This is a genomic window from Thioclava nitratireducens (genome assembly GCF_001940525.2).
GTDB lineage: Bacteria > Pseudomonadota > Alphaproteobacteria > Rhodobacterales > Rhodobacteraceae > Thioclava > Thioclava nitratireducens.
This window is the reverse complement of record NZ_CP019437.1, coordinates 3,076,183-3,100,692: the sequence shown is the minus strand read 5'-3', so window position 1 is coordinate 3,100,692 and position 24,510 is coordinate 3,076,183. Positions and strand designations below refer to the sequence as shown.

Below are 24,510 nucleotides of genomic sequence, written 5' to 3'. Positions count from 1 at the left end.
GCGATCTGATAGAAAAGGCGCCCTTCCGGGCGCCTTTTTTGTTTACGGATGGGAAGTGTAGGTCAGGCGGGGCGTTGCGCGGGGCGGGCGGGCCAGACTTCCAGCAGACCGGCTGCGAGTACGAGCGCGCCGCCTGCGATCTCCATAGCGGAGAGCAGCTCTCCTGCGATCAGCGCGGCGGAGACCGCGCCCACCAGGACCTCGCTCATCAGCAAGATTCCGATCCGCGCCGGTTCGAGCCGGACGGTGGCCCACATCAGAGCTGCCGTCGCAGCGCCCCACCAGAACACCCCGGCGGAGATGGTCAGCCCGAGTGCGGCGGCCCAATCGACCCCGCTCGCGGGAAGGGGCGCGAGGAACGGCGCGAGGCAGAGCGCGGTGAGGGCCGCGCCAGCCGCGAAGGTGAAGGTGGCCGGGCCGGGCGAGAGCGTCGATCTGGTGCGCATCCCGGTGGTCGCGACCGACCAGATCACGCCGCCGACGAGGGTCATCCATTCGCCGAGGCTGCTCGGCAGGGGCAGGCCGCCGCCCGCGCCCAGCATCAGACCGAGCCCGGAGAGACCCACGACGATCGCAGCCATCCGCAGCCGCGAGACCGGCCAGCCCATCACGAACCGTCCGATCAGCACCGACCAGACCGGGGTGAGAAACCACAGCAGGATCACCAGCGCGACGCGGCCATAGAGGAAACCGATCGAATAGAGCGCGAAGGCCGCACCGCCGAGCGCGACCGAGGCCAGCGCTGCGGGCGTCGCAGTGGCAAGCTCGGCACGTTTGGCCCATGCGACCGGCGCCATTGCCGCGCAGGCGACCACGGTGATCGCGACCGTGCCCCAGGCGCCCGCCAGACCATGGCCGTCCAGCGCGCGCACCGGCAGCCAGTAAAGCCCCCAAAGCGCGCCCGTGATCAGCGTGATCGCGCTGGCGATGAGGGTGACGCGGGCCTCGCTCACCCTTTGATCCGCTCGATCCACGCTTCCAGCGCGGCCAGCGCCTCGGGTTCGTCGAGGAAGGGGATATGGGCGCGGTCGGCGACGCGGGCATAGATCATGTCCGGGCGACGGCGCTGCATCTCTTCGACGGTGGCGTCGCTCAGCAGATCGGAATTCGCGCCGTGGATCAGGACGAGCGGCAGCCCCTCGGTCGCCTCGAAGAGCGGCCAGGCGGGCTCCACGCCGCCCTTGAAGGCGCCGAGGAAAGCCTCGCGCAGGGCGGGGTCGTAATTGATCTTCAGCCCCGTCTCGGTCTCGACGTAATGGTGACGGACCTCCATCGCCCAGCGGTTGGGTGGGACGTCGGCGAAGCCGGTCATCGCCTCGGGCAGCTTCTCGGCCATTTCCGCGTAGCTCTTCGCCGCCGGGTTGCGCCCGATATAGTCGAAGATCTTGTTCAGCCCCGTCTCGTCGAGAACGGGGCCCACGTCGTTCAGCGCAAGCCCGGTCATCCGCTCTTTCGCGGTCAGCGCGAGATACATGCCTACGAGCCCACCGCGCGAAGTGCCGAGGATCGCCGCCTTCTCGATCCCGAGATGATCGAGAAGCTGGAGCGCATCCGCCGCTTCGCGCGGCACGGTGTAGGTTTCCTGTCCGGTCCAGTCGCTCTCGCCGCGGCCGCGATAATCCATGCAGATCAGCCGCACGTCCTTCAGATGCGGGGCGACATAGTCGAAATCTCGGGTGTTCCGCGTCAGACCGGACAAAGCCAGGATCGGCACGCCGCTGCCGCTGTCGCGATACGCGATCTTCGCACCATCATCCGCGGTAAAGAAATCCATTACGCCGCTCCTCTCTGGATTGCTGACCTGTCCGCGATCATAGTGCGTCAGAGGGAGATCGCCATGGCTGACACGCTGGAAAGATTACACGAAAGACTGAGCGCGCTCGAAGACGAGATCGAAGCGGAATGGGACCGTCGCCGCGAGGCGATGGCATTCCGGCTCGATCATAACCGGGTGGTGTTCGAGGCGGGCGTGCGCGATGCGCACCGGCAGGCGCGTGTGGGCCTGTTGCGCTTTCTGTCCTACGCGCGCCCGATGGTCATTTTGACGGCTCCGGTGATCTATTCGCTGATCGTGCCCTTCGTGCTGCTCGATCTTTTCGTGAGCCTCTATCAGGCAATCTGTTTTCCGATCTACCGTATCGCCAAGGTGAAGCGCTCCGATCATATCGTGGTCGACCGTCAGCATCTGGCCTATCTCAACGCGCTGCAGAAGCTGAACTGCGTCTATTGCGGCTATTGCAACGGGCTTCTGAGCTATGTGCGCGAGATCGCCGGCCGGACCGAGCAGTACTGGTGCCCGATCAAGCACGCGCACCGGGTGAAGGGGCCGCATCTGCGCTACCGCGATTTCGTGGAATACACGGATGCCGAAGGGTTTCAGGCGCAGACGATGCGCCTGCGGCGCGCGCTGCGCGAGATGGAGGAGTGAGCGCGGCTCAAAGGTGGTCGGGCACCGCGCGCAGGTCCGTCAGGATCGCAGCGGGTTTATAGGGCAGCCGTTCGACCGGAGCGTTTGCGCGGTTGACCCACAGCACCCGGAAGCCCGCCTTCGCCGCCCCCGCCGCGTCCCAGCCATTCGACGAGATGAAACAGGTATTCTCCGGTTCGACGCCCATTTTCTGCGCGATCATGTCGTAGACGGCGGCGCGCGGTTTGTAATGGCCGATCTCGTGGATCGAGAGCACCTCGTCGAGCAGATGCCCCACGCCCGCCGCATGAACCGCAGCCCCCAGCATGTCGGGCGCGCCATTCGACAGGATCGCACGCCCGACACCGCGATGGTGCAGCGCATCGAGCATCTCGGGCACTTCCGGGAAAGCGGGCAATTCGCGGTACAGTGCCATCAGCCGCTCGGCCAAATCGGGATCGTCGAGATCCTGCGCCGCCATCGCCCAATCGAGCCCGTCGCGGGTCAGCTGCCAGAAATCGACGTAATCGCCCATCACCTCCCGCAGCCAGCTATATTCGAGCTGCTTGCGACGCCAGTCTGCTGCAAGGCGCGGCCAGATCTCGGTCAGGCGCGGTTCCTCGGCGGCCAGATTGCGCGCGGCGGCGTCGACGTCGAAGAGCGTGCCGTAGGCGTCGAAGACGCAAAGCTGAATGGACATGATATTTCCTCCCGAGCTTCACCCTAGCGTCGGTGAGGCCGGGTGCAAGGGTCAGTAGATGTCGCGCGAGGCTTGCGTCGCGGCGACGAGCCCTTCGGCGAGACGCTCGGCAAAGCCATTGTCGCGCAGCGTGGTGAGGCCCTTGGCGGTCGTGCCCGCGTAGTCGATCATCTCCTGAACATGGGCCTGAGGGGGCGGACCCTCGGCCATTATCTCTCCGGCCGAGAGAAATAGCTGGCGCACCGCGCGGTCTGCGATCTCGGGCGGGACGCCCTGATCTTCGGCATGACGCGCCATCGCAGCCGCGCAGGCGGCGACGAATCCCGGCACCGGGCCGGTCATCGCGGTGAAGAGGTCGATCTGGGCGTCGTCGGTGAGTTCATCCGTCTGCCCGCAGGCCTCAAACAGGACGCGAGTGCGGGCGCGGTCGTCCTCGGTCACGGCATCGCTCGCGAACCATGGGCTATAGGCGAGGCCCTTTGCGGCGGCGGGGCTCGACATGGCGCGGATCACGCGGGGGCTGGCGCTGATGCGGGTGAGGTCGGCCAAAGGCACGCCCGCCATGACGGAGATCACCAGCTTGTCTTTCGCATCGATCCTGAGGTCTCGGGCGGCGGCGGGCGGCACGCAGAGGATCACCACGTCGCAAGCCTCTGCCAGTGCCTGCGGATCGGTCAGCACGTTCTGGGGTGGGAAGCCGTCAATGCCAGGCACGGTGCCGGAGCGGTTGGCCATCAGAAGCGACCTGGGTTCCGCGCGCCAGAGCGCCTCCGCGATTGCCGCGCCGAGCATGCCCGAACCGATGATGCCGATGGAGAAATCGAGTGCCATGCGCGCCTCCCTGTGTGCTCGCGGCAGCCTAGCGCGGGGCAGGGGATGGGGGAAGGGAGGGAGGTCCGCTTCAAACACGAGACTGCGCCCGGAACGCGGCGAAGCCGCAGGGCGCTCGCCGGCCCGTCCCCGCCGGCTGGCGCCTTGGCCAACCGCGCGAAACGCAGCCATGTTCAAGGTATGTGGCTTGGATAAAGCGCTGCCGCACAGAGCGTGAGCCGCGCCACCCCACGGGCCGGCGCGCGCCCTGCTTGCGATTGGCTGAGCTTACAGGTTTTCCGCCGCGGGCATGCCCATGACGTGATAGCCGCTATCGACCGAGATGATCTCCCCGGAGGTGCAGGCACCATAATCCGAGAGCAGATAGACAGCCGTACCGCCGATCGCTTCCAGAGTCGCGTTGTGGCGCAGGGGCGAATTGTGCTCGGTATGGCGGAAGGTCTTGCGCGCGCCGCCGATTGCGGCCCCGGCCAGCGTCTTCATCGGGCCGGGCGAGATCGCGTTCACGCGGATGCCGTCAGGGCCCAGATCGGCTGCCAGATAGCGCACCGCCGATTCCAGCGCCGCCTTCGCCACGCCCATCACGTTGTAATAGGGGGTCACGCGCTGCGAGCCCATATAGGTCAGCGTGATCATCGAGCCGCCCTCGTTCATCAGTTCCGAGGCACGCTTGGCCACGTCGATGAAGCTGTAGCAGGAGATCGTCAGCGAGTTCTTGAAGTTCTCGCGGGTGGTGTTGATGAACCGTCCCGCGAGTTCGGACTTGTCGGAATAGGCGATGGCGTGGACGACAAAGTCGATCGAGCCCCATTCCTCTTTCAGCTTGGCGAAGGCGGCGTCCATCGAGGCGTCGTCATTCACGTCCACATCCAGCAGGAATTTCGAGCCCACGCTCTCGGCCAGCGGTTCGACCCGTTTGCCGAAAGCCTCCCCTTGGTAGGAGAACGCGAGTTCCGCGCCTTGCTCGGCCAGTGCCTTCGCGATCCCCCAAGCGATCGAACGCTCGTTGGCGACCCCCATCACGAGGCCGCGCTTACCCTTCATCAGTTCCGCCATTCCCGTCCCTGCCGCCGTTATAAATTCGTTAGTCCAAATATTTGCTCATCACGAGCGACGCGTTGGTGCCGCCGAAACCGAAGCTGTTCGAAAGGACCGAGTCGAACTCGACATTGTCGATCCGCTCCATCGCGATCTCTTCGGCTTTGATCGCCGGGTCGAGTTCGGTGATGTTGGCCGAGGCCGCGATGAAGTTGTTTTCCATCATCAGCAGCGAATAGATCGCCTCATGCACGCCGGTCGCGCCGAGCGAGTGCCCGGTGAGCGATTTGGTCGAAGAAATCTTCGGCACGTTTTCCTCGCCGAAGACGCGGCGCACGGCCTGCACCTCGGTCACGTCGCCTGCGGGCGTCGAGGTGCCGTGGGCGTTGATATAGGAAATCTTGCGGCCTTCGGGCAGGGTGCCGACCGCGAGCTTCATCGAGCGCTCGCCGCCTTCGCCCGAGGGGGCCACCATGTCGTGGCCGTCCGAAGTCGCTCCGTAGCCGGTGACTTCCGCGTAGATCTTCGCGCCGCGTGCCTTGGCGTGCTCGAGTTCTTCGAGCACGACGACGCCTCCGCCACCCGCGATGACGAAGCCGTCACGGGTCGCGTCGAAGGCGCGCGAGGCCAGCTCGGGCGTGTCGTTATATTTCGACGACATCGCACCCATCGCGTCGAACAGACAGCTCAGCGTCCAGTCCAACTCCTCGCCGCCGCCGGCGAAGACGATGTCCTGCTTGCCCATCTGGATCAGCTCGGTGCCGTTGCCGATGCAATGCGCCGAGGTCGAGCAGGCCGAGGTGATCGAGTAGTTCACGCCCTTGATCTTGAACGGCGTGGCCAGACAGGCCGAGTTCGTCGAACTCATGCAGCGGGTCACCATGAACGGCCCCATCCGCTTGGGCGAGCCCTTCTCCATGACGATGCGATGCGCCTCGAAGAAGTTCGAGGTGGACGGACCGCCCGAGCCCATGATCAGGCCGCTGCGCGGATTCGAGATGTCGCTCTCTTCGAGGCCGCTATCGGCCAGAGCCTGCTCCATCGCGATGAAGTTGTAGGCCGCGCCCGGGCCCATGAAGCGCAGGTTGCGCTTGTCGATATGGTCCTCGAGCGTGATCTTCGGCTGGCCTTTGACCTGGCTGCGGAAGCCGCGCTCGGCATAATCCTCGGCGAATACGATGCCGGATTTGCCGGCCTTCAGGCTGGCGGTGACTTCTTCGGCATTGTTGCCGATGGGCGAGACGATGCCCAAACCGGTGATGACGACGCGGCGCATGCGGGCCTCCTGTCTTATCTCTCTATGGGGGTCAGCTCTCGGAGAGCGCGACCTTCATGTCCTTGACCTCGTAGATCACGTCACCGTCGGCCTCGACGATCCCGTCGGCGACACCCATGGTCAAGCGACGCGTCTGAACGGCCTTGGTGAAATCGACCTTGTAGGTCAGCATTTTACGATCCGGGCGGACCATGCCGGTGAGCTTAACTTCGCCCACGCCCAGAGCATAGCCGCGACCCTGCCAGCCACGCCACCCCAGGTTGAAACCGGTCAGCTGCCACAACCCGTCGAGGCCGAGGCAGCCCGGCATGATCGGATTGCCGGGGAAATGGCATTCGAAGAACCACAGGTCCGGGGTGATGTCGAACTCGGCGACAACGTGACCCTTGCCGTGCTTGCCGCCATCGCCCGAGATATCGGTGATGCGATCCATCATCAGCATCGGCGGCGCCGGTAGCTGCGCATTGCCGGGGCCGAACAGCTCCCCGCGTGCACATTTCAGAAGATCTTCTTTCCCGAAGCTCGTCGGAAACCCAGCCATCGGCGCTCCTTCCCGGTTTTGGCGTGCTTTTGCATCCCTCTATCACCGCGTGGCCGCGCGGCGCAAGGGCGACGGTCGTCGGTCGCGCGCTCGGGCCCGCGCTCGCGCGGTTGCATTGAAACCTGAGTGGAAAAGTCTCATATAGGTAGCGAGGAGACATGACATGGCTGTGACGAATTCGACCGAACAGCGCCGCGGACAGGAATGGCTGACCCGTGGCGGGCTGCGTCCCACCCGTCAGCGACTGGCGCTGGCCACATTGCTCGTGGGCGATGGGGAAAATCGTCACGTCACCGCCGAAAGCCTCTACGCGGCCGCGTGCGACGCTGGCGAAAAGGTCTCGCTCGCGACCGTCTACAACACGCTCAAGGCGTTTTGCGATGCCGGGCTGATGCATGAGATCACTGTCGATGGCGCACGCAGCTATTTCGATACGCGCATGGACGATCACCCGCATTTCTTCTGGGAAGACGACAATCGCCTGTCGGATGCGCCGGCCGAGGAACTGAAACTCGCCTCGATCCCGCAAGCCCCGGAAGGCGCCGAGATTACCCGCGTCGACGTCGTGATCCGCGTCCGCAAGGCCTGATTGCCGCTTCTTCTTGGCGAAAATATCCCGGGGTGAATGGCCGTAGGCCAGAGGGGCAGAGCCCCTGTATTGCGTCGGCCTAAATCTCACGGCAGGATCGCGAGCCATCCCCAGATCGTCAGGATCGACAATGCCGTCGCGATCAGCACGGCCGAGGCCGCGACTCTGCGCGCTACCCCGTAGATATTCGCGAAGAGATAGGCGTTCACACCGGGTGCCATCGCCGCTGTCAGCGTGGCCGAGCGAAGCGACGCGGTGTCGACGCCGAAGCCGAAATGCGCAAGGCCGTAGGTGATCGCCGGATGCAGACCCAGCGACAGGCCGGTGATCATCGCGATGGCTTTCGCGTCGCCTTCTGGGCGGTAGCGATAGAGCACGCCGCCCAGCCCGAACAAGGCCGCTGGCAGGGCCGCGCGGGCCATCATGTTCATCGCCTCCATCAGAGGATGGGGCAGGGGCTGACCGGTCAATGTGGTGAGTATCTTGATCACGAAGCCCGTCAGGATGCCGATCACCAGCGGCGTCCGGATCACCCCGATCAGCGCGTTGAGGCCGACGCGCCCGAGCGACGTGCCGGTGCCGGACGACCGCACCATCTCCATGGCGAGGATGCCGATCGTGTAGAGGAAGGGCGAATGGACCGAGATGATAGCGAAGTTGCCCGACAGCGCATCGGTACCATAGGCGCGCTCGGTGATCGGGACGCCCAGCAGCAGAGAATTCGAGAACAGGCAGGCGAAGCCGATGGCGACGCTTTCGGGGCCGTTGCGGCCCATCGCGCGCGCGCCGGCGATGCCGATCGCGAAAGAGATCAGCGCCCCCGCGTAGAAGGCGGCCATCATCGACCAGTTATAGCTCTGCGTCAGGTCCAGATTCGCGATCGAGCGCGCCAGAAGCACGGGCACCGCGAAATTCTGCGCGAAACGCATCAGCCCGTCGACCGCGCCCTCGGAGAACAGCCCGCGCAAGGCCACGACATAGCCGAAGCCGATCACGAGGAAGACCGGCAGGATGACGTTGATCAGGACGCTCATTAGAGACCGAAATCCAGAACCATTCCGTCATGGGCAGGGCGGATGTGATCGGGCGTCTCGTTGGCGACCGCATCGTGGTCGAGGTCGATATGCATGTTGGTGAGCACCGCGCTTGCGGGTTGGGCGCGTTCGATCCATTCCAGCGCGCGGGCCAGATGGGCGTGCGTCGGATGCGGCTTGCGGCGCAGCGCGTCGAGCACCCAGCAATCCAGACCGTCGAGATGTTTCCAAGCCTCTTCGGGATGTCCGAGACGTCGGGCAGATAGGCCAGCCCGCCGATCCGGAAGCCGAGCGCGTCGATATTGCCATGCTCGACCCGGAAGGGCTGAAATTCGATCGAGCCGCCCGCGCCGGTGACCTGGAAAGGCCGCTCGCGATGGATCGATTTCAACTCGCAGATTGGTTTGTAATTGCTGTCCGAGGGCTGAACGAAGGCATAGGCGAAGCGGTCCAGAAGCGCGGTCTCGGTATCGGAATCGGCCCAGACGGGCAGGCGGGTGCGCATGTTGAAGACGATCTGGCGCAGATCGTCGAGCCCGTGGACGTGATCGGCATGGCTATGGGTGTAGACCACCGCGTCCAGCTCGCCCACGCCCGCGGTCAGAAGCTGCTGGCGCATGTCGGGCGTGGTGTCGATCAGAACCCGCGTCGTGCCCGATTGCGACACGCGCTCCACCAGCATCGAACAGCGCAGCCGGTGGTTCTTCGGGTTCGCCGGGTCGCACTCGCCCCAGTTGTTGCCAAGGCGCGGCACGCCCCCGAGGAGCCACAGCCGAGGATCGTGAAGCGCATCCGGCTCATGCAGCGACGCTCCCGCGTTCGCCATGTTCGGCGGCTTTCCAGAACAAACGGTCGAAATTGGCCTGCGTCGCGGCGGCGAATTCCTCCAGCGGCAGGCCGAATACATCGGCGCCGACCTTGGCGGTGTGGGCGGTATAGGCGGGCTCGTTGCGCTTGCCGCGATAGGGCGGCGGCGCGAGATAGGGGCTATCGGTTTCCACGAGGATCCGGTCGAGCGGCGCGGCGGCGAAGATGTCGCGCACTTCCTGGCTTTTCGGGAAAGTCGCGATGCCGGACATCGAGAGATAGAAGCCCAGATCGACAGAGACCTGCGCGAGGCGCGGCCCCGACGAATAGCAATGCATGACACAGGAATAGGGCTTGGCCTTCATCCCCTCGGTCAGGATCGCTTCCATGTCCTCATCGGCGTCGCGCGAATGGATGATCAGCGGCAGGCCGGTTTCCTGCGCGGCTTCGATATGCAGGCGCAGGGAGGTTTTCTGCACCTCGGCACTCTCGGCGGTGTAGTGATAGTCGAGCCCGGTCTCGCCGATACCCACGAATTTCGGGTGCTTCGCCAGCGCCACCAACTCGTTCACGGTTGCCATCGGTTCTTCGGCCACGCTCATCGGGTGGGTGCCCGCGGCGTAGAAGACGCCCTTATGCGCCTCGGCGATGGAGCGCACGGAGGGCTCGTTCTTCAGCTTGGTGCAGATCGTCACCATCCGGGTCACGCCGGCGGCGTTCGCGCGGGCGATGATGTCATCGCGCTCACCGTCGAAATCGGGGAAATCGAGATGGCAATGGCTGTCTGTGATCTCGGGCGGGAGGGTCAAAATCGGCTCCTTTCGCGCCGCATCAGGAGGCGGCGGCTGTGATCTCCAAGACGATATCCATCACGAGCGCGGCAGGGTCAAGGTTGACCGCCCGGCCGTGGGCGGCGCGTGCGCCCATGCTCTGATGAAGGGCGGCCCATTTCATCGCTGCCTGATCGTCGGGCGACAATCGTGCGAGAAGCTGTGCCTCGCCGGGGGCGGCCTCGGGGTGGGGCGGTCCCATCACGCCCGCGCGCGCGGCACGCGAGAGAAAGAGGTCGATCAGGTTGAGCACGAGGATGAAGCGGTTCTCGTTCGCCTTGCCCACGCAGCTTTCGGCCAGCGCCAGCGCGCCCAGACGGTCGAGCCGGGGAAGGGTGCCCATCAGGTCGACGAGCTTGGCGTAGGTCGTCATGCCGTCCTGATTGATCAGCCGGATCGCGGCGCCGACGGAGCCGCCCGAGAGCGCGGCCAGCGCGTGGTGGTCGAGGTCCGGTGGCTCGCCATCTTCCTCGGCGGCGGCAATCGCGGCTTCCATCTGCTCGGCCGAGAGCGTGCCCAGCCGCAATTCGCGACAGCGGGAGCGGATCGTTGGCAGCAGCCGCGCCGGCTGATGCGCGATCAACAGGAAGGTCACCCGCGGCGGCGGCTCTTCGAGTAGTTTCAGGAGCGCGTTAGCGGCCTGCGTGTTCATCTCGTCGGCAGCATCGACGATCACCACGCGTCGCCCGCCCTCGGCGGCAGACAGATGCAGGAAGGAGCGCAGCTTGCGCACCTCGTCGACACGGATGTCCTGCGACAGCGCGGATTCGGTGGCGTTGGGCCCGCGTTTGAGCACAAAGATACCGGGCTCCGATCCGGCGTGGATACGACTGAGCGCCGGGTGGTTCGGATCGGGCTCGAGGCTGGTGGGGCGTTCCGGTTCGCCGAACAGGCCCGGCCCATCCTCTTCGGGTTGGGTCATCAGAAAGCGGGTGATCCGCCATGCCAGCGTCGCCTTGCCCACGCCGCGCGGTCCGGTCAGCAGCCAGCCGTGATGCAGCCGTCCCATGTTGTACGCGTCGAGAAAGCCCTCTTCGGCCCGCGCCTGACCCACCAGACGCGGCGTGTCGCGCGGGTGTCGCGCACCGGGCGCAAGGGTCGGATCGGGGAGATCGGCGAGGCTCATGGCGGCACTCTAAATGCGCGCGCGGGCGGTTTCCAGCGGGGTTTTCGCGTAAGGCTCGGGGCTCGGCTATCGGCGCGGGGCGAGCAGCCCCGGGTCGCACCCTCTCGGCCCCTAGTTGTGCAGTTCCGCCTGCACGGCGCTCAGCACATCGGCGGCAATTTCATCCGCCTCTCGCGCACCGTCGATCACGCGGAAGCGCTCCGCGAATTCCTCGGCCAGAGACAGGAACCCCGCGCGCATCTTTTCCTGCAAGCCGACCCCGAAATCCTCGAAACGTTCTTCGGTGCCCTGGCGCCCCTTGGCGCGGGCGAGGCCGGTGGCGGGGTCGATGTCGATCAGCACGGTCAGGTCCGGCTCGCGCCCGATCATCAGGGCGTGCAGCTGATCGACGACCGCGCGCAGATCGCCGCGCGAGAGGCCCTGATACATCCGGGTCGAATCTGCGAAGCGGTCGCAGATCACGACCTTTCCGGCGGTCAGTGCCGGTTCGATCACGCGCTCCAGATGGTCGCGGCGCGCGGCAGTGAACAGAAGGATCTCGGTCTCGGCCGACCAGCGGTCGGGATCACCCTCAAGCACCAGCCGACGGATTTCCTCGGCCCCCGGGGAGCCGCCGGGTTCGCGGGTCAGAACGACTTCGCGCCCCGCAGCTCGCAGGGTTTCGGCCAGCATCCGCGCCTGTGTGGATTTACCCGATCCGTCGATCCCCTCGAAGCTGATGAACATGCGCGTTTAGCTGTTCACCCGTTCCATCGCCGCTTCGAACGCCTTGCCCGAGAGCCGCGCCAGAGCCGCTTTCACGCGCACGACGAAGCCGCCCTTCTTGACGTCCTCGGTGGCGACCAGCGGGATTTCGTTGGCATTGTCGAGGCCGGGCACGGTGATCACCAGCTTGCCGACCTCCTGACCCTGCTTGATCGGCGCCTGCAGCGGGCCTTTGAACACGGCCTCGGCGCTGACCTTGTCCTTCGCGCCGGCGGGGATCAGCAGCGACAGATCGGTTTTCGGCGCGAGACCGACGGTCGACTTCCCGCCCAGCCACACCGGCGCTTCTGCGAGCTTGGTGCCCGCTTTGGCAACATCCTTCATCACGAACTGACGGAAGGCCCAGTTCGCGACCGCTTCGCCTTCCGAGCGACGTGCCTGTTCGGAATCCATGCCCGCGAGGACGAAGACGATGCGACGCTCGCCCATCACGGCGGAGCCCACGAGGCCGTAGCCCGCTTCCTGCGTGTGACCGGTCTTCATGCCGTCGGCCTTCCAGTCGGCGGCGCGGATGTCCAGAAGCGGATTGCGGTTCTCGGCATTGGCCGGGGCGCGATCCTTGTAGTTGAAATGGGTCTCGCTGAAGAAGTGATAATATTGCGGGAAATGGGTGATGATCCGGCTTGCGACGATCCCGAGATCGTGGACCGACATGCGCTGACCGGGGTCGGGCCAGCCATTCGAGTTGGCGAACATCGAGTTCTTCATGCCCAGTTCATGCGCGCGCTTGGTCATCAGATCGGCGAAGGAGGACTCCGAGCCCGCCAGCCCCTCGGCCACCACGACGCAGGCGTCGTTGCCCGAGTTGATGATGATGCCCTGGATCAGGTCGCGCACGGTGGGGCGGTCGGTCGTGTTGAGGAACATCGTCGAGCCGCCCATCGATTGCGCATGCTCGGACACCGGGAAGGTCGTGTCCATCGTCACCCGACCGTCTTCCAGCGCCTCGAACAGCAGATCGAGCGTCATCAGTTTCGACATCGAGGCCGGCGGCAGCGGGATATCCGCGTTCTTCGCCATCAAGACGGTCTTGGTCGAGAGGTCATAGACCCAAGCGGCATGAGCCTTGGTGTCGAAAGCGGCGGCGGGCAGGGCGAACAGGCAGGCTGCAAGTGTGGCGGCGATCAGGCGAATGAAGGTCATATCTTCTGCGTAGTCCTATTTCGAGACGGGATAGGCGTCGGGGTAGCCCAGCCCGTGAATTTTGGTCTTGAGCGCGTCGAGGTCGGATTTCGTGGGCGCAGGGCCCGCGATCACGCGCCAGAAGGTCTTGGAATGGCTTTGTTCCTTTACGATCTCGGCGATCACGCCGGCCTTCGCCATCTGGCTCTGGGCGCGTTTCGCATTCGCCTCGGCGGAAAAGATACCGATCTGGATATAACCAGCGCCAGTGCTCATCTTCGGCTTGCTGGGTTGTGGAGCCGCTGCGGCCACCGGTGCCGCCGGGGCCGGTGCCGGGGCGGGCGGCGCGCCGATCGCGGGTTTGACCGGCTTGGCCGTGGGCTTCGGCGTGCCCTGCGCCTTGGCGATCCCGGCCGCGGCAGTCGAGGTTACCTCGTCGAGCGACTTCTGTTCCACCGCCTCGGGGGCCGCGATCACCGGCTTGTCGACGAGCGGCGCGGGGTTGTCTTGCTTGACCGGAACCGTCTCTCGGCGCAGCGCCACCACGGACAGCTCGGTCGGCGCGCCCGCCAGAAGTCCCAGCGCATTGGCCGCGTCGGAACTGACCTGCAGTTTCGGTCCCGGATTGTCGTTTTCGCGCTTGAACAGGGCCCCGATCACGAATTTGCCGTTCGACGGGTTGCGGATGATCACCCGCTCGGGATCCTTCACGTTCGGATGCGCGACCCAGACTCCGCCGAGCGAGGGACGCCCGTCCCACAGGCCCTTCTCGTCGACCGAGAAGACCTGCGGCGCTTCGACATCTCGCTCGATCATCTTCTGGCCGTTCTCGGTGACGGCCTCGGCCGCACCGGGCGCCGCGGTCTCATCGGTCGGCTTCTTCTTGAAAAGCCCGAACGGGGAGCCGCCGCTCTCCTGACAGCCCGCCAGCGCGATCCCCGCGCCCAGCATAAGGGCAAAGCCCGTTACACGCTTGCGCGTCATTCCCGTCTGCTCACTCATCCTGTGCCCCTTCTCGCGCGGTTCGCCCGCCTCTTGCCTGCGCGTCTGCACCGCTTGCGCCATGCCTTGCGCGCGATCCTAGCGATTTGCAGAGCCCGTGAAAAGCGGCCCCAACGCCCACGCGCGGAAATCGGCGCGCGAGACTTTCAGAATCGCGTGAAGCGGTCTAAGCGAGACCCGTCGGAGGAGTGGCAGAGTGGTTTAATGCACCGGTCTTGAAAACCGACGTAGGTGAAAGCCTACCGTGGGTTCGAATCCCACCTCCTCCGCCACTTGCATGCAAACCTGCAATCTGACCGGGCAGCGGGGCCGTTCCGGAGGGAGAGTGACTGCGATCTCCCGATCTGCGAGTGGCCCTTTCCGGCCTTGCCTGACGAAGATCAAGGCGGAAGTCGCAAAATCGTGTTTCTCTCCATCTGCGCAGTGGGAAGCGGTCACCTGTGATCGCGCTTTCGCATCAACCTGTCGCAAGCGCTGCTACAATCGCATCTATGTTACCCCTTGAAGAGGAACAGTTCGATGGAAGACGACAAGAAGTCCGACCGTACCGCCTGGGAAGAAATCGAGGTCGCGGGAAGCCAACTCGTCGATCGCATCAAGGAATTGGCGAAAGAGGGGAGCGTGCGCCAGCTGCGGATCAGCTCCGCCGACGGGGATCCCTTCGTGGAGGCACCCCTCAATCTCAGCCTCGCCGTCAGCGGGGTCGTGGTGCTCGCCGCGCCTTGGCTGGCCGTCCTCGGTGTGATCGCGGGGCTCGTCACCCGGGTCAAGGTGGAGATCGAGCGGGTCAAGGAGGCCGATGAGGACGATCAGAAGAACGCGTAGGGGCCGGGCCGGACGGCCCGGCAGAGCATGAGGACGGGGGCAGACCGATGGGCTTTCGCCAGAAAAGACATGAGTTGGTCGGGCTCGTCGGCGCCATCGGCGTCGTGATCGCGCTGGCCGGCTTTGTCGGCGGTTACCTGAGCACCGGCGCCACCATCGTCTTGACCTTCGGAGTGTGGATCGTCGGCACGATGCTGGTGCGGGTGTTCACCGATCCCCCCGATCCCGGCAAGTGACGACCGATACCGGGTAATATCCGCAAGGCCGATTCCGACCCGGGTCTGCCGTTTCGACGCTTTACGGCCCCGGGATCAGTACGATCTTCCCGGCGTGTCGCTTTTGCTGAAACACTTTCTGCGCCTCGGCGATCTGATCGAGCGGGTAGGTGGCCGCCAGCAAGGGGCGGATTTCGGCCTTCTCGACATAGGAGATCAGGTTGCCGAAGACGGGTTCGTCCCATGCGGTACAGCCGATCAGGGTGATGTCCTTGAGATACATGTCGCGCATGTCCAGCTCCACGATTGGTCCGGCAATCGCGCCGGAGGAGGCATAGCGCCCGCCGCGCCGGAGCAGTTTCAGCATCGTCCCGAAACCCGGCCCTGCGACGTTGTCGATCACGACATCCACGCAGCTTTCGCCGATTGCCGCTACGGGATCGTCTTCGTGACAGAGCACCCGATCCGCTCCGATCTTCAGCACCATCTCGCGCTTGGCGGCGCTGGTGACAGCGATCACCTCCGCGCCGCGCCGTTTGAGAAGCTGGATGAGCGCCGAGCCCACGCCGCCCGAGGCGCCTGGCACCAGCACCCGCTCGCCCGCGGTGACTCCTGCGCGGTGGATCATGTTCTCGGCGGTGCCATATGCGCAGGGCAGGGTGGCGAGTTCGGCGTCGCTCCAGTCGCTGTCGATGGCGAAGACCTCGCCTGCGGGCACTTTGACGTATTGCGCGAAGGCCCCGTCGAAATTCGAGCCGAGCCAGACGGTGTCCATCGAGGAGAAACCGTTTTGGCGCATGCAGGACCGCACCAGTACGCGAGTGCCGATCAGGGCTTCATCGCCACCGTCTCCCACCGCGATGACCCGCCCACAACAATCGGTGCCTTGGATGAGCGGGAAGGGCGTTGCCCCGCTCCAGCCGCCATCGGCATGCTCGGCGTCCTCGCGCGACTCCTGCGTGCCGGATTTGACCTCAGAAGAATACCAGCCCAGTCGGGTGTTGATGTCGGTGTTGTTGATGCCCGCCGCCAGCACCTGCAGCAGCACCTCGCCGGGCCCCGGCTCCGGCATCGCAACCTCGCGGTATTCGAGCCGCTCGTAGCCACCCGTGCCGGTCGTGACCACGGCCATCATCGTGCCCTTCGGGATGTCGCTCATGCTGCTTTCCTCTCGAAACCGATCCGTCTGTGAAATGAGTTAGGGCGCGGTCGGGATAAACCGAGCCGCGCCCCTTGTTCGTTCGACCTTAGGCGTGCCGCCTCAGCGCGCCACGCAATCCGCGAAGTAATGCGTCTTGCCGTCCTCGCCGGTCTCCGTCACGAGGCCGTGGATGTCGGTCTCGAAGCCAGGGCATTCATGCGCGAATTCACGATTGAAGCGCAGGTATTCGACGATCTTCGAATTGAAGACCTCGCCCGGGATCAGCAGCGGGATGCCCGGCGGGTAGGGGGTCACGAGGCTCGTCGTGATCCGACCTTCCAGCTCGTCGATCGAGACACGTTCGGTCTTGCGCCGCGCGATATGCGAGAAGGCCTCCGACGGCGTCATCTCGGGGTGATGATCGGTCAGGTAGATCTCGGTCGAGAGCCGCGCGACGTCGTATTTCGCGTAAAGCGAATGGACGTGCTGGCTGAGATCTTTCAGCCCCATGCGCTCGTAGCGCGGGAATTTCGCGGAAAACTCCGGCATCACGCGCCACAGCGGCTGGTTCTTGTCGTAATCGTCCTTGAACTGCTGCAGCGCCGCTAGGAGCGTGTTCCAGCGGCCCTTGGTGATGCCGATCGTGAACAGGATGAAGAAGCTGTAAAGCCCGGTCTTCTCGACCACGACGCCATGCTCGGCGAGGTATTTCGACACGATCGAGGCCGGGATGCCGCTGTCGTCGAAATGCCCTTCGATGTCGAGGCCGGGGGTGATGATCGTGGCCTTGATCGGGTCGAGCATGTTGAAGCCCGGCGCCATGTCGCCAAAGCCGTGCCAGCTATCCGACCCGGTAGTCTCGACGCCCTCGGCATCGGTCTTCTTGAGAACCCAGTCGCGGGTCTCGGCCATCCCGTCGCCATCCGCGCGGAAATCGGTCGGGCCCCATACCTGAAACCACCAGTCCTCGGGGCCGTATTCCTCTTCGACCTTCACCATGGCGCGGCGGAAATCGAGCGCTTCGACGATGCTTTCCTCCACCAGCGCGGTGCCGCCCGGAGGCTCCATCATCGCCGCCGCCACGTCGCAGCTTGCGATGATCGAATATTGCGGGCTGGTCGAGGTGTGCATCAGGTAGCTCTCGTTGAAGAGATGCCGGTCGAGTTTTTCCTCCTGACTGTCCTGCACCAGCACGTGGCTCGCCTGGGAAATCCCGGCGAGCAGCTTGTGCACCGATTGCGTCGCATAGGTGATCGACTTGGCCGTGCGCTCACGCTTGCGGCCCATCGCGTGATACTGGCCGTAGAACGGGTGGAAGGCGGCATGGGGGATCCACGCCTCGTCGAAATGCAGGTTGTCGACCCAGCCGTCGAGGAGCCCCTTGATCACCTCGGTGTTGTAAAGCACGCCGTCATAGGTCGACTGCGTCAGGGTCATGATCCGCGGCTGCACAGCGTCGATGTCGTAATCGGCCAGAAGCGGGTTCGCGCGCATCTTCGCCTTGATCGCCTCGGGCTCGAATTCCGAGCGCTGGATCGGGCCGATGATGCCCCAGTGGTTCCGCGTGGGTTTCAGGAAGACCGGGATCGCGCCGGTCATGATGATCGCATGCAGGATCGACTTGTGACAGTTGCGGTCGACCACGACCACGTCGCCCGGGGCCACCGTGTGGTGCCAGACCATCTTGTTCGAGGTCGAGGTGCCGTTGGTAACAAAGAAGCAGTGATCGGAGTTGAAGATCCGCGCGGCGTTGCGCTCGGACGCGCCGATCGCGCCGTTATGGTCCAGCAGCTGGCCCAGCTCCTCGACGGCGTTGCAGACATCGGCGCGCAGCATGTTCTCACCGTAGAACTGGTGATACATCTGCCCGATGGGCGATTTCAGGAAGGCCACGCCCCCCGAGTGCCCCGGGCAGTGCCACGAGTAGGAGCCGTCCTCGGCATAGTCGAGAAGCTGCTTGAAGAAAGGCGGCTGGATGCTTTCGAGATAGCTTTTCGCCTCACGGATGATGTGTTTGGCCACGAAATCCGGCGTGTCCTCGAACATGTGGATGAAGCCGTGCAGTTCGCGCAGGATGTCGTTGGGCAGATGGCGCGAGGTCTTCGTCTCGCCATGCAGGAAGATCGGCACATCGGCGTTTTTCCAACGCACTTCCTCTATGAAGGCGCGCAGCTTCTCGACCGCCGGGTCGAGTTCGGGACCGGCGGAGAATTCCTCGTCGTCGATCGCCAGCACGAATGCCGAGGCGCGGCTCTGCTGTTGGGCGAATTGCGACAGGTCGCCATAGCTGGTGACGCCCAGCACTTCGAAACCTTCGGCCTCGATGGCCTGTGCGAGTGCCCGGATGCCAAGGCCGGAGGTGTTTTCGGAGCGAAAATCCTCGTCGATGATGACAATCGGGAAGCGGAATTTCATCAGGTGGGTCCTCTCTCGGGCCAAGCTGGGTCAGGCGAATGGGCGGCATGCGCCGCGCCCCGTTCATTTCAGTCGAATATAGGCAAGGTCAAGCCCGCGCGGGAGACCCTCTCGGCGAGTCAGGGGCAGATCAGCTTTGGACGGGCGCGGAGGCTTTGACCGGAACTGATCGGGGCTGCGCTCCGGCCTTTCGACGTTGGGTCAACCGAGGATCTCGGTCAGAGCGTACGTCTTTACACGAAAACTTCGTCCACTTCCGGTTGACGGCAGGATTTAGCCGAGTAGAGAGGCCATCGCGATTTTGTGCTGGCAATTGCAGTGCGCGATCCGACACAACAAAGAAAAACAAGGCGGGTGCACCCTGCATCCCCACACCTGAGCAGAAGCGAGTTACCCTCGTGTCCGATTCCCTATCTCAGACCGGGCAGAAGCCTGCGCCGGTCTCGGTTCAGCCTTTTCAGTTCCGCGGTCTTTTCCTGACCGCTATCGCGCTTCGGCTCGAGACCGACGCGCCCGATGGTGCGTTCTATGCCGCGCTCGACGCACAGCTTGCGAAAACGCCGCATCTGTTGGCCGGTGCGCCGATGGTGCTCGATTTCGCGCAGGTGCCGGAGTTTTCGAAACCGGCCGACGTGCGCGACATGATCGACAACCTCTTCGCGCGCGATCTGCAGATCTTCGGGGCGCAGAACGCCACCGACGCGCAGCTAAGCGCCGTGAAAGGTTACGGAATTATCCCGATCAAGGTGGGCCGCGAAACCGCGATGCCCGAGCCGAAGCCGCAAAAGCCGCAGCCCGCGGCGAAGCGGACGGCGCCGCCGGTCGCGCGTAACAAGATCGTGCGCTCGCCGGTGCGGTCTGGCCAGATGATCGTGGCCGAACATGGCGATCTGACGGTGGTCGGCTCCGTCGCCTCGGGCGCGGAACTGGTCGCGGCGGGCAATATCCACGTCTACGGCGCGCTGCGGGGACGGGCGATGGCAGGCGCACATGGCGACGAGAGCGCGCGCATCTTCTGCCGCCAGCTCGACGCCGAACTGCTCGCGATCGCGGGCCTTTACAAAACGAGCGAAACCATTCCCGCGGAGCTTCGTCACAAGTCCGTGCAGGTTTACCTCGACGATGACAAACTTTGTGTGGAGGCGTTCGAATGACGCAACTCAAGGATGATAAGCCGCTCGGCAAGGTGATCGTGATCACCTCGGGCAAGGGGGCGTGGGCAAGACTACCTCGGCCGCCGCAATCTCTGCCGGTCTCGCCAAGCGCGGCCACAAGACCGTCGTGATCGATTTCGACGTGGGCCTGCGCAACCTCGACATGATCATGGGCTGCGAGCGCCGTGTCGTGTTCGACTTCATCAACGTCATTCAGGGCGATGCCCGTCTGAAGCAGGCGCTGATCAAGGACAAGCGGGTCGAGACGCTCTCGATCCTGCCGACCTCGCAGACCCGCGACAAGGATGCGCTGACGCAAGAGGGCGTCGAGAAGGTGCTCGACGAGCTGCGGCAGGAATTCGACTACATCATCTGCGACAGCCCCGCCGGGATCGAGCGTGGTGCGCAGCTGGCGATGTTCTTCGCCGATGAGGCGGTCGTCGTGACCAACCCCGAAGTCTCCTCGGTGCGCGACAGTGACCGGGTGCTTGGCCTTCTGTCGTCGAAGACCCGTCGTGCCGAAACCGACGGCGAGCCGGTCAAGGCGCAGGTGCTGCTGACCCGTCACGATCAGTCGCGCATTGACAAGGGCGAGATGATGACGGTCGAAGACGTGCTGGAGCTTCTGGCAGTCCCGCTGCTGGGCATCGTGCCCGAAAGCACCGCCGTCCTGCGCGCGTCGAACACCGGCATGCCGGTCGTGCTCGACGAGCCGTCGAGCGCCTCTGCCGCCTATGACGACGCTGTCGGCCGGCTTCTCGGCGAGGACATTCCGATGCGCATTCCGGGCGAGAAGCGTCCGGGCTTCATCGGACGGCTCTTCGGGCGGTCCGCATGAGCCTGTTCGGTTTCTCGCTCAAACCCCGCCGCGCGAAATCGGCGCAGACGGCCAAGGACCGTTTGCAGATCCTTCTCGCGCATGAACGCGGCAGCGGGTCGGCGCAGGCCGACTATCTGCCCGATCTGCAACGCGACATCCTCGCCGTGATCCGCAAGTACATGGAGATCGAGGAGGACGGCGTCGATATCCGGATGGAGCGCAACGACGATATCTCGAGCCTCGAGATCAATATCGAGATGCCGTCGGATGCGGAAAAAGCCGCCAAATCCGCGAAGCCCGCGAAACCGGCTGCCAAGCCGGCAGCCCGGAAGTAAGCGGTTCAGAGATGCTCCGGCGCGGCTGACTGGCTGCGCCGGAGGACGCTTTGCCGACGATGGCCCGCGTGCCAGAGATAGAGCGCAAGGCTCCCGATCACGATCGCCCCGCCTGCCAGCATTGCGCGGCTCGGGGCCTCGCCAGTGCCCCACCAGACCCAGATTGGTCCGAGGATCGTCTCGAGAAGCATCAGCAGGCTCACATTCGAGGCCGAGGTGTAGCGCGAGGCGAACGAGAGCGACATGAAGGAGACCGGCAGCACGACGCCGCCTGCCAGCGCGATCGCCCAGACCTGACCGCCGGTCACGGCAGCGCCCCCCGTCCAGATCAGCGCCGCGAGCCCGGCCAGCCCGGCCCCGGAGCCCACGGCGAGCAGGATCGGCAGATGCGGATTGCGCCGGATAGTGACGAAGGTCGTCGACAGGCTCAACGCCACGCCGAGACCGGCAAGCGCGCCCAGGATCGGATTGCCGCCAACGCTCGGCGGGCGGGGCCGAAGACCGCAAGCCCGATCCCGCTGAGCACGGCCGCGATGGCGAGCCATGTCGACCAATGCGTCGTCTCGCGCAGGATCAGCCGCGACAGCAGCGCCGCGAATACCGGCACCGTCGAGACGCTGAACAGCACGATAGACACGGGCGCGGCGGCGATCCCCACCGCGAACAGCGTCATGTTCGAGAAATGGCATGCGACCAGCGCCAGCCCTGCGCCGCTGGCAAGCGCCTTCAGGTCGTGTTTCAGGTGACGCCTGCGCACGACGATCGAGATTAGCCACATCGCGCCGCCCATCAGCAGGCCGCGCCACATCACCATCTGCGCGCCGCTCATCTCCGACCAGCGCATCAGCAGCGTGTCGGGCGAAATCGCCAGCGCGCCGAACAGCGCGAGCAAGATGCCGAACATCGGATGTCTGGTCATGATGGGCTCCCTTCGCGCGGATGGCGCGTCAGGTGATCTCTAGCTGGCCGCGCACGGGGTTCCAAGGTCGGGCAGGAAAACACCGGCCCGAGGGAAGCGGGCCGGTGTTCCAGATCGCAAGGATTTGGGAGATCAGTTCGGCAGCGCTCCGCAGAACCCGCCGCTTGCGACCTGACCGGATCCGAAGGCGAAGGCCGGAGGGGCTTGGTAGGGATTGAGCGGTGCGCCCAATAGATCCGCGCAGATCAGTAGGAGCAGTGCCGCCATCGCGGTGAAGGCTGTCGCTTTCCGGGTCATGCGCGCGCCTCCAGTCCAAGGCGAGGCCGCAGCCAGATGCCGAGATAGGCGCCCGCGAAGGCGGCCGCGAACCAGACCCAGCCGTGCAGGCTGCCTGTCGAGATGCCCGAGAAGAAGGCGCCGACGTTGCACCCGAAGGCCAGACGCGAGGAATAGCCAAGCAGGAAACCCGCCACGACGGTCGCGACCCAGGCGCGCGCCGGATAGCTAGGCAGTTTCTGCGACAAGCCGCCCTGACGCCATGCCGCCACACCGAATGCGCCGGCGATCAGGCCGATATCGGTGAGCGAGGTGTAATCCGTCAGCAGGCTCTCATTCACGCGGGTGATCGAGCCGGGGGCTGCATAGAAGGCCGATTGCGTCAGATCGAAGCCCATCCCGTTCACGCCTTTCGCGACCCAGAGACCCAGCCCGTAGACGACGCCCCAAGGCTGCCCGGCGACCAGCAGGTTCGCGATGGCGAGCGCTGCGAGGACGAGCGCTGCGATGACGTAGCGCCGCGGCAGGCTCCGCGAGCCGCGCTTGCCGAGGAAGAAGACCGTGGCGGCTACCAGCGCCAGCAGGATCAGCGTCACCGCGAGCCCGCTCGTGCCGCGCAGGGTCAGGATCGGCAGCGCTCCGAGATTGGTCCACCAGATCAGGCCGTAAGCGCCGAAGAAGCTGCCGATCGCGAAGAACGGGAGCGCGAGCAACCCGATCGGGTTGCCAGAGCCCGCATTGACCAACGTGCCCGAGCCGCAACCCATCACAACCTGCATCGCCGCGCCGAAGACGAAGGCGCCGCCGACCATCGCGAAGCCGATCGGGGCCTGCGCGCCGGTCAGCTCGCCCGGATGGCTGGTGATCGCGGGGATCGCGACGATGGAGACGAGACCGATCGCCAGAAGCTGCGCGAGGATGCCCGCCGGTTCGCGGCGCACGATCATCGCCCGCCAAGGGCCCGCGAAGCCGAAGCGCAGCCCCTCCAGCGCGATGCCGAAGCCGAGGCCGATCGCCAGCATGAAGCCGTAGCGCGCGCCGCCGAACAGCGCGAGCGCGCCGATGGCGACGAGAGCGGCGAGGATCAAAGCACTGCGCCGGGCGATCCCGCCCGACGCTGCCTGTTTCTCAAGAATGGCCGTGGACACTCTTAGCCTCCGGTGAGTTGGTTCAGCAGGTTCTGCAACAGGCCGGGCGTGTTCGCCATCTTACCGTCGGTCTGGGAATATTCCACCATCGAACCGGGATAGAGCTTGACGTTGTCGATGCCCGCCAGCTCGGACATGGCGAACCAGTCGGTCGCCGCCCAGTGCCCGGTATTGCAGAAGGACACGACCTCTTCGCCGTCCTTGATGCCCAGTTTCTCCTTCAGTGCGGCCGCATCGGCTTTCGCGTCGATCACCGTCGCGCCGGAGCGGAAGAACTTGGTATAGGGCAGGTTTTCGGCGCCGGGCAGGGTGCCGGGACGCGAGGCGGCGGAGTGCGCTTTCTTGCCTTCGAAGAAGGCCGGCGGGCGCGCATCGACGAGCACCGCCTTGCCCTTGCCATTGACGACATCGCTCACGGCCGGGGTTTCCGCCGTCCAGCGGTCATTCCACGTCAGATCGAGATCGGTCGGCATCAGGTTCTCGGTAACGTCCGACATCGGCAGCCCGGCATTGGCCCAGGCGGTCGTGCCGCCATTCAGGATCGACAGCTCGGTGAAGCCGGTGCTCTTCAGCGTCCAGTAGACGCGCGCAGCGGCGCCGAAATCGGTGTCCGTGTCGCCCTGTGCGATAATCACGATCGGACGGTCGGGCTCGAGGCCGATCTGCTCGAAGGACGCCTGCAGCTTCGCGATCGGCGGCACCTGGCCGGGGTTGTTGTCCGGGCCACGGAAGAGCGAATAGGGCGCATAGACGGCGCCGTCGATATGGCCTTTCTCATAGCTGCCGGTGCGGATGTCGAGCAGCACCGGATCGAGCGTGTCGATCTCAGCGTTCAGCTCGCTCGGGGTGACGAGCGGGCCGAGATCGCTGGCCATCGCGGCGCTGGCGGCGAACAGGGCAGCGCCGGTGGCGACGGCTGCGGAAATTCGTGCGAGACGGGTCATGGGTAACCTCGCTGGTTAGGGATTTTGTCCCAAATTGTTCAGGATTTTTGCGATGGCAAGCTTTGGCGGTTCGCTGGTTCTATTGCGCGCGGGGACAATGTTCCAAATACGTGATCGATCGTGAGATATGCGTCCCTTTCCTCGTGGTGGGGTGGACGCGCGGTCCATCGCGACGCTGAACCGCGCGACCGCGTTTTTATTCGCAGCGGAACGCCTTTCGGCCTCGATATCGGGGGTTCGGCGGCGTGAC

At 64.9% G+C, this 24,510-nt stretch carries 26 protein-coding genes, 1 tRNA gene and 2 pseudogenes; 8 read left to right on the top strand and 21 right to left on the bottom strand.

Going from position 1 to position 24,510, the window contains the following annotated elements; all coding sequences use genetic code 11:
• Window positions 1-62: 62 nt before the first annotated feature.
• Both BMG03_RS14815 and BMG03_RS14810 read right to left on the bottom strand, forming a co-directional pair.
• Window positions 63-953, bottom strand: coding sequence for a DMT family transporter (locus BMG03_RS14815; protein ID WP_075776921.1), 891 nt, complete (start codon window positions 951-953; stop codon window positions 63-65).
• The gene (locus tag BMG03_RS14810; protein ID WP_075776920.1) at window positions 950-1,774 is read right to left on the bottom strand and encodes an alpha/beta fold hydrolase; all 825 of its coding nucleotides are present in this window, start codon (window positions 1,772-1,774) and stop codon (window positions 950-952) included. Before BMG03_RS14810 ends, BMG03_RS14815 begins: the two co-directional genes overlap by 4 nt.
• Window positions 1,775-1,837: 63 nt before the next feature.
• Between BMG03_RS14810 and BMG03_RS14805 the strand changes: the two genes are divergently transcribed.
• Window positions 1,838-2,428 (top strand): hypothetical protein, encoded by a 591-nt coding sequence (locus BMG03_RS14805; RefSeq protein ID WP_075776919.1) that lies wholly within the window; start codon window positions 1,838-1,840, stop codon window positions 2,426-2,428.
• A gap of 7 nt (window positions 2,429-2,435) precedes the next feature.
• Here the strand turns inward: BMG03_RS14805 and BMG03_RS14800 are convergent, their stop codons facing one another.
• From BMG03_RS14800 to fabA, 5 genes are all read right to left on the bottom strand, one after another.
• Complete coding sequence (locus tag BMG03_RS14800) at window positions 2,436-3,107, bottom strand: haloacid dehalogenase type II (protein ID WP_075776918.1); 672 nt, start codon at window positions 3,105-3,107, stop codon at window positions 2,436-2,438.
• 51 nt (window positions 3,108-3,158) lie between these two features.
• On the bottom strand, window positions 3,159-3,938 hold the full coding sequence (locus BMG03_RS14795) for a pyrroline-5-carboxylate reductase family protein (RefSeq protein WP_075776917.1): 780 nt from the start codon (window positions 3,936-3,938) through the stop codon (window positions 3,159-3,161).
• Between the two features lie 267 nt (window positions 3,939-4,205).
• Window positions 4,206-4,994, bottom strand: a complete 789-nt coding sequence (locus BMG03_RS14790; protein WP_075776916.1) for an enoyl-ACP reductase FabI — start codon at window positions 4,992-4,994, stop codon at window positions 4,206-4,208.
• Between the two features lie 28 nt (window positions 4,995-5,022).
• The gene (fabB, locus tag BMG03_RS14785) at window positions 5,023-6,252 is read right to left on the bottom strand and encodes a beta-ketoacyl-ACP synthase I (RefSeq protein ID WP_075776915.1); all 1,230 of its coding nucleotides are present in this window, start codon (window positions 6,250-6,252) and stop codon (window positions 5,023-5,025) included.
• 31 nt (window positions 6,253-6,283) lie between these two features.
• Window positions 6,284-6,793, bottom strand: coding sequence for a bifunctional 3-hydroxydecanoyl-ACP dehydratase/trans-2-decenoyl-ACP isomerase (fabA, locus tag BMG03_RS14780; RefSeq protein ID WP_075776914.1), 510 nt, complete (start codon window positions 6,791-6,793; stop codon window positions 6,284-6,286).
• A 163-nt stretch (window positions 6,794-6,956) separates the two neighbouring features.
• Here fabA and irrA point away from each other — a divergent pair, with 163 nt between their 5' ends.
• A complete protein-coding gene (gene irrA / locus BMG03_RS14775) occupies window positions 6,957-7,382 on the top strand; it encodes an iron response transcriptional regulator IrrA (RefSeq protein ID WP_075776913.1) in 426 nt (141 codons plus the stop codon).
• An 86-nt stretch (window positions 7,383-7,468) separates the two neighbouring features.
• Here irrA and BMG03_RS14770 read toward each other — a convergent pair whose 3' ends face one another.
• From BMG03_RS14770 to BMG03_RS14740, 7 genes and pseudogenes are all read right to left on the bottom strand, one after another.
• Window positions 7,469-8,416 (bottom strand): AEC family transporter, encoded by a 948-nt coding sequence (locus BMG03_RS14770; RefSeq protein ID WP_075776912.1) that lies wholly within the window; start codon window positions 8,414-8,416, stop codon window positions 7,469-7,471.
• Window positions 8,416-9,217: pseudogene (locus tag BMG03_RS14765) on the bottom strand (MBL fold metallo-hydrolase). The gene BMG03_RS14770 and the pseudogene BMG03_RS14765 overlap by 1 nt, the downstream one beginning before the upstream one ends.
• Complete coding sequence (locus BMG03_RS14760; protein ID WP_075776910.1) at window positions 9,214-10,032, bottom strand: TatD family hydrolase; 819 nt, start codon at window positions 10,030-10,032, stop codon at window positions 9,214-9,216. Before BMG03_RS14760 ends, BMG03_RS14765 begins: the two are co-directional and overlap by 4 nt.
• Window positions 10,033-10,054: 22 nt before the next feature.
• The gene (locus BMG03_RS14755) at window positions 10,055-11,179 is read right to left on the bottom strand and encodes a DNA polymerase III subunit delta' (RefSeq protein WP_075776909.1); all 1,125 of its coding nucleotides are present in this window, start codon (window positions 11,177-11,179) and stop codon (window positions 10,055-10,057) included.
• Window positions 11,180-11,290: 111 nt separating this feature from the next.
• Entirely contained in the window at window positions 11,291-11,905 is a 615-nt protein-coding gene (gene tmk, locus BMG03_RS14750; RefSeq protein ID WP_075776908.1) for a dTMP kinase, read from the bottom strand.
• A 6-nt stretch (window positions 11,906-11,911) separates the two neighbouring features.
• The gene (locus BMG03_RS14745; RefSeq protein WP_077701284.1) at window positions 11,912-13,087 is read right to left on the bottom strand and encodes a D-alanyl-D-alanine carboxypeptidase family protein; all 1,176 of its coding nucleotides are present in this window, start codon (window positions 13,085-13,087) and stop codon (window positions 11,912-11,914) included.
• Between the two features lie 15 nt (window positions 13,088-13,102).
• Window positions 13,103-14,068: an SPOR domain-containing protein gene (locus BMG03_RS14740; protein WP_075776993.1), complete on the bottom strand. Its 966-nt coding sequence runs from the start codon at window positions 14,066-14,068 to the stop codon at window positions 13,103-13,105.
• 182 nt (window positions 14,069-14,250) lie between these two features.
• Between BMG03_RS14740 and BMG03_RS14735 the strand changes: the two genes are divergently transcribed.
• From BMG03_RS14735 to BMG03_RS14725, 3 genes are all read left to right on the top strand, one after another.
• Window positions 14,251-14,340 (top strand) — tRNA-Ser (locus tag BMG03_RS14735).
• Between the two features lie 247 nt (window positions 14,341-14,587).
• The gene (locus BMG03_RS14730) at window positions 14,588-14,893 is read left to right on the top strand and encodes a DUF4342 domain-containing protein (protein ID WP_075776907.1); all 306 of its coding nucleotides are present in this window, start codon (window positions 14,588-14,590) and stop codon (window positions 14,891-14,893) included.
• 47 nt (window positions 14,894-14,940) lie between these two features.
• Window positions 14,941-15,129: a hypothetical protein gene (locus BMG03_RS14725; protein WP_075776906.1), complete on the top strand. Its 189-nt coding sequence runs from the start codon at window positions 14,941-14,943 to the stop codon at window positions 15,127-15,129.
• Window positions 15,130-15,190: 61 nt separating this feature from the next.
• On the opposite strand, the gene BMG03_RS14720 is transcribed toward BMG03_RS14725, so the two are convergent.
• Both BMG03_RS14720 and BMG03_RS14715 read right to left on the bottom strand, forming a co-directional pair.
• Window positions 15,191-16,267, bottom strand: coding sequence for an alcohol dehydrogenase family protein (locus tag BMG03_RS14720; protein WP_244270957.1), 1,077 nt, complete (start codon window positions 16,265-16,267; stop codon window positions 15,191-15,193).
• 102 nt (window positions 16,268-16,369) lie between these two features.
• On the bottom strand, window positions 16,370-18,664 hold the full coding sequence (locus BMG03_RS14715) for an arginine/lysine/ornithine decarboxylase (RefSeq protein WP_075776905.1): 2,295 nt from the start codon (window positions 18,662-18,664) through the stop codon (window positions 16,370-16,372).
• Window positions 18,665-19,062: 398 nt separating this feature from the next.
• Between BMG03_RS14715 and minC the strand changes: the two genes are divergently transcribed.
• The 3 genes and pseudogenes from minC to minE all read left to right on the top strand — a co-directional run bounded on the left by minC (window position 19,063) and on the right by minE (window position 20,973).
• The gene (gene minC, locus BMG03_RS14710; RefSeq protein ID WP_075776904.1) at window positions 19,063-19,818 is read left to right on the top strand and encodes a septum site-determining protein MinC; all 756 of its coding nucleotides are present in this window, start codon (window positions 19,063-19,065) and stop codon (window positions 19,816-19,818) included.
• Window positions 19,815-20,656: pseudogene (gene minD / locus BMG03_RS14705) on the top strand (septum site-determining protein MinD). Before minC ends, minD begins: the two are co-directional and overlap by 4 nt.
• Complete coding sequence (gene minE, locus BMG03_RS14700; RefSeq protein ID WP_075776902.1) at window positions 20,653-20,973, top strand: cell division topological specificity factor MinE; 321 nt, start codon at window positions 20,653-20,655, stop codon at window positions 20,971-20,973. Before minD ends, minE begins: the two are co-directional and overlap by 4 nt.
• A 5-nt stretch (window positions 20,974-20,978) precedes the next feature.
• On the opposite strand, the gene BMG03_RS21270 is transcribed toward minE, so the two are convergent.
• The 5 genes from BMG03_RS21270 to BMG03_RS14685 all read right to left on the bottom strand — a co-directional run bounded on the left by BMG03_RS21270 (window position 20,979) and on the right by BMG03_RS14685 (window position 24,260).
• A complete protein-coding gene (locus BMG03_RS21270; protein WP_341865713.1) occupies window positions 20,979-21,404 on the bottom strand; it encodes a hypothetical protein in 426 nt (141 codons plus the stop codon).
• A complete protein-coding gene (locus BMG03_RS21265; RefSeq protein WP_341865712.1) occupies window positions 21,401-21,892 on the bottom strand; it encodes an EamA family transporter in 492 nt (163 codons plus the stop codon). The genes BMG03_RS21270 and BMG03_RS21265 overlap by 4 nt, the downstream gene beginning before the upstream one ends.
• Window positions 21,893-22,024: 132 nt before the next feature.
• Window positions 22,025-22,189, bottom strand: coding sequence for a hypothetical protein (locus BMG03_RS20795; protein ID WP_157771600.1), 165 nt, complete (start codon window positions 22,187-22,189; stop codon window positions 22,025-22,027).
• Entirely contained in the window at window positions 22,186-23,304 is a 1,119-nt protein-coding gene (locus tag BMG03_RS14690) for a YeeE/YedE family protein (protein ID WP_075776991.1), read from the bottom strand. Before BMG03_RS14690 ends, BMG03_RS20795 begins: the two co-directional genes overlap by 4 nt.
• Window positions 23,305-23,318: 14 nt before the next feature.
• On the bottom strand, window positions 23,319-24,260 hold the full coding sequence (locus BMG03_RS14685) for a sulfurtransferase (RefSeq protein ID WP_075776900.1): 942 nt from the start codon (window positions 24,258-24,260) through the stop codon (window positions 23,319-23,321).
• Window positions 24,261-24,510: the final 250 nt, after the last annotated feature.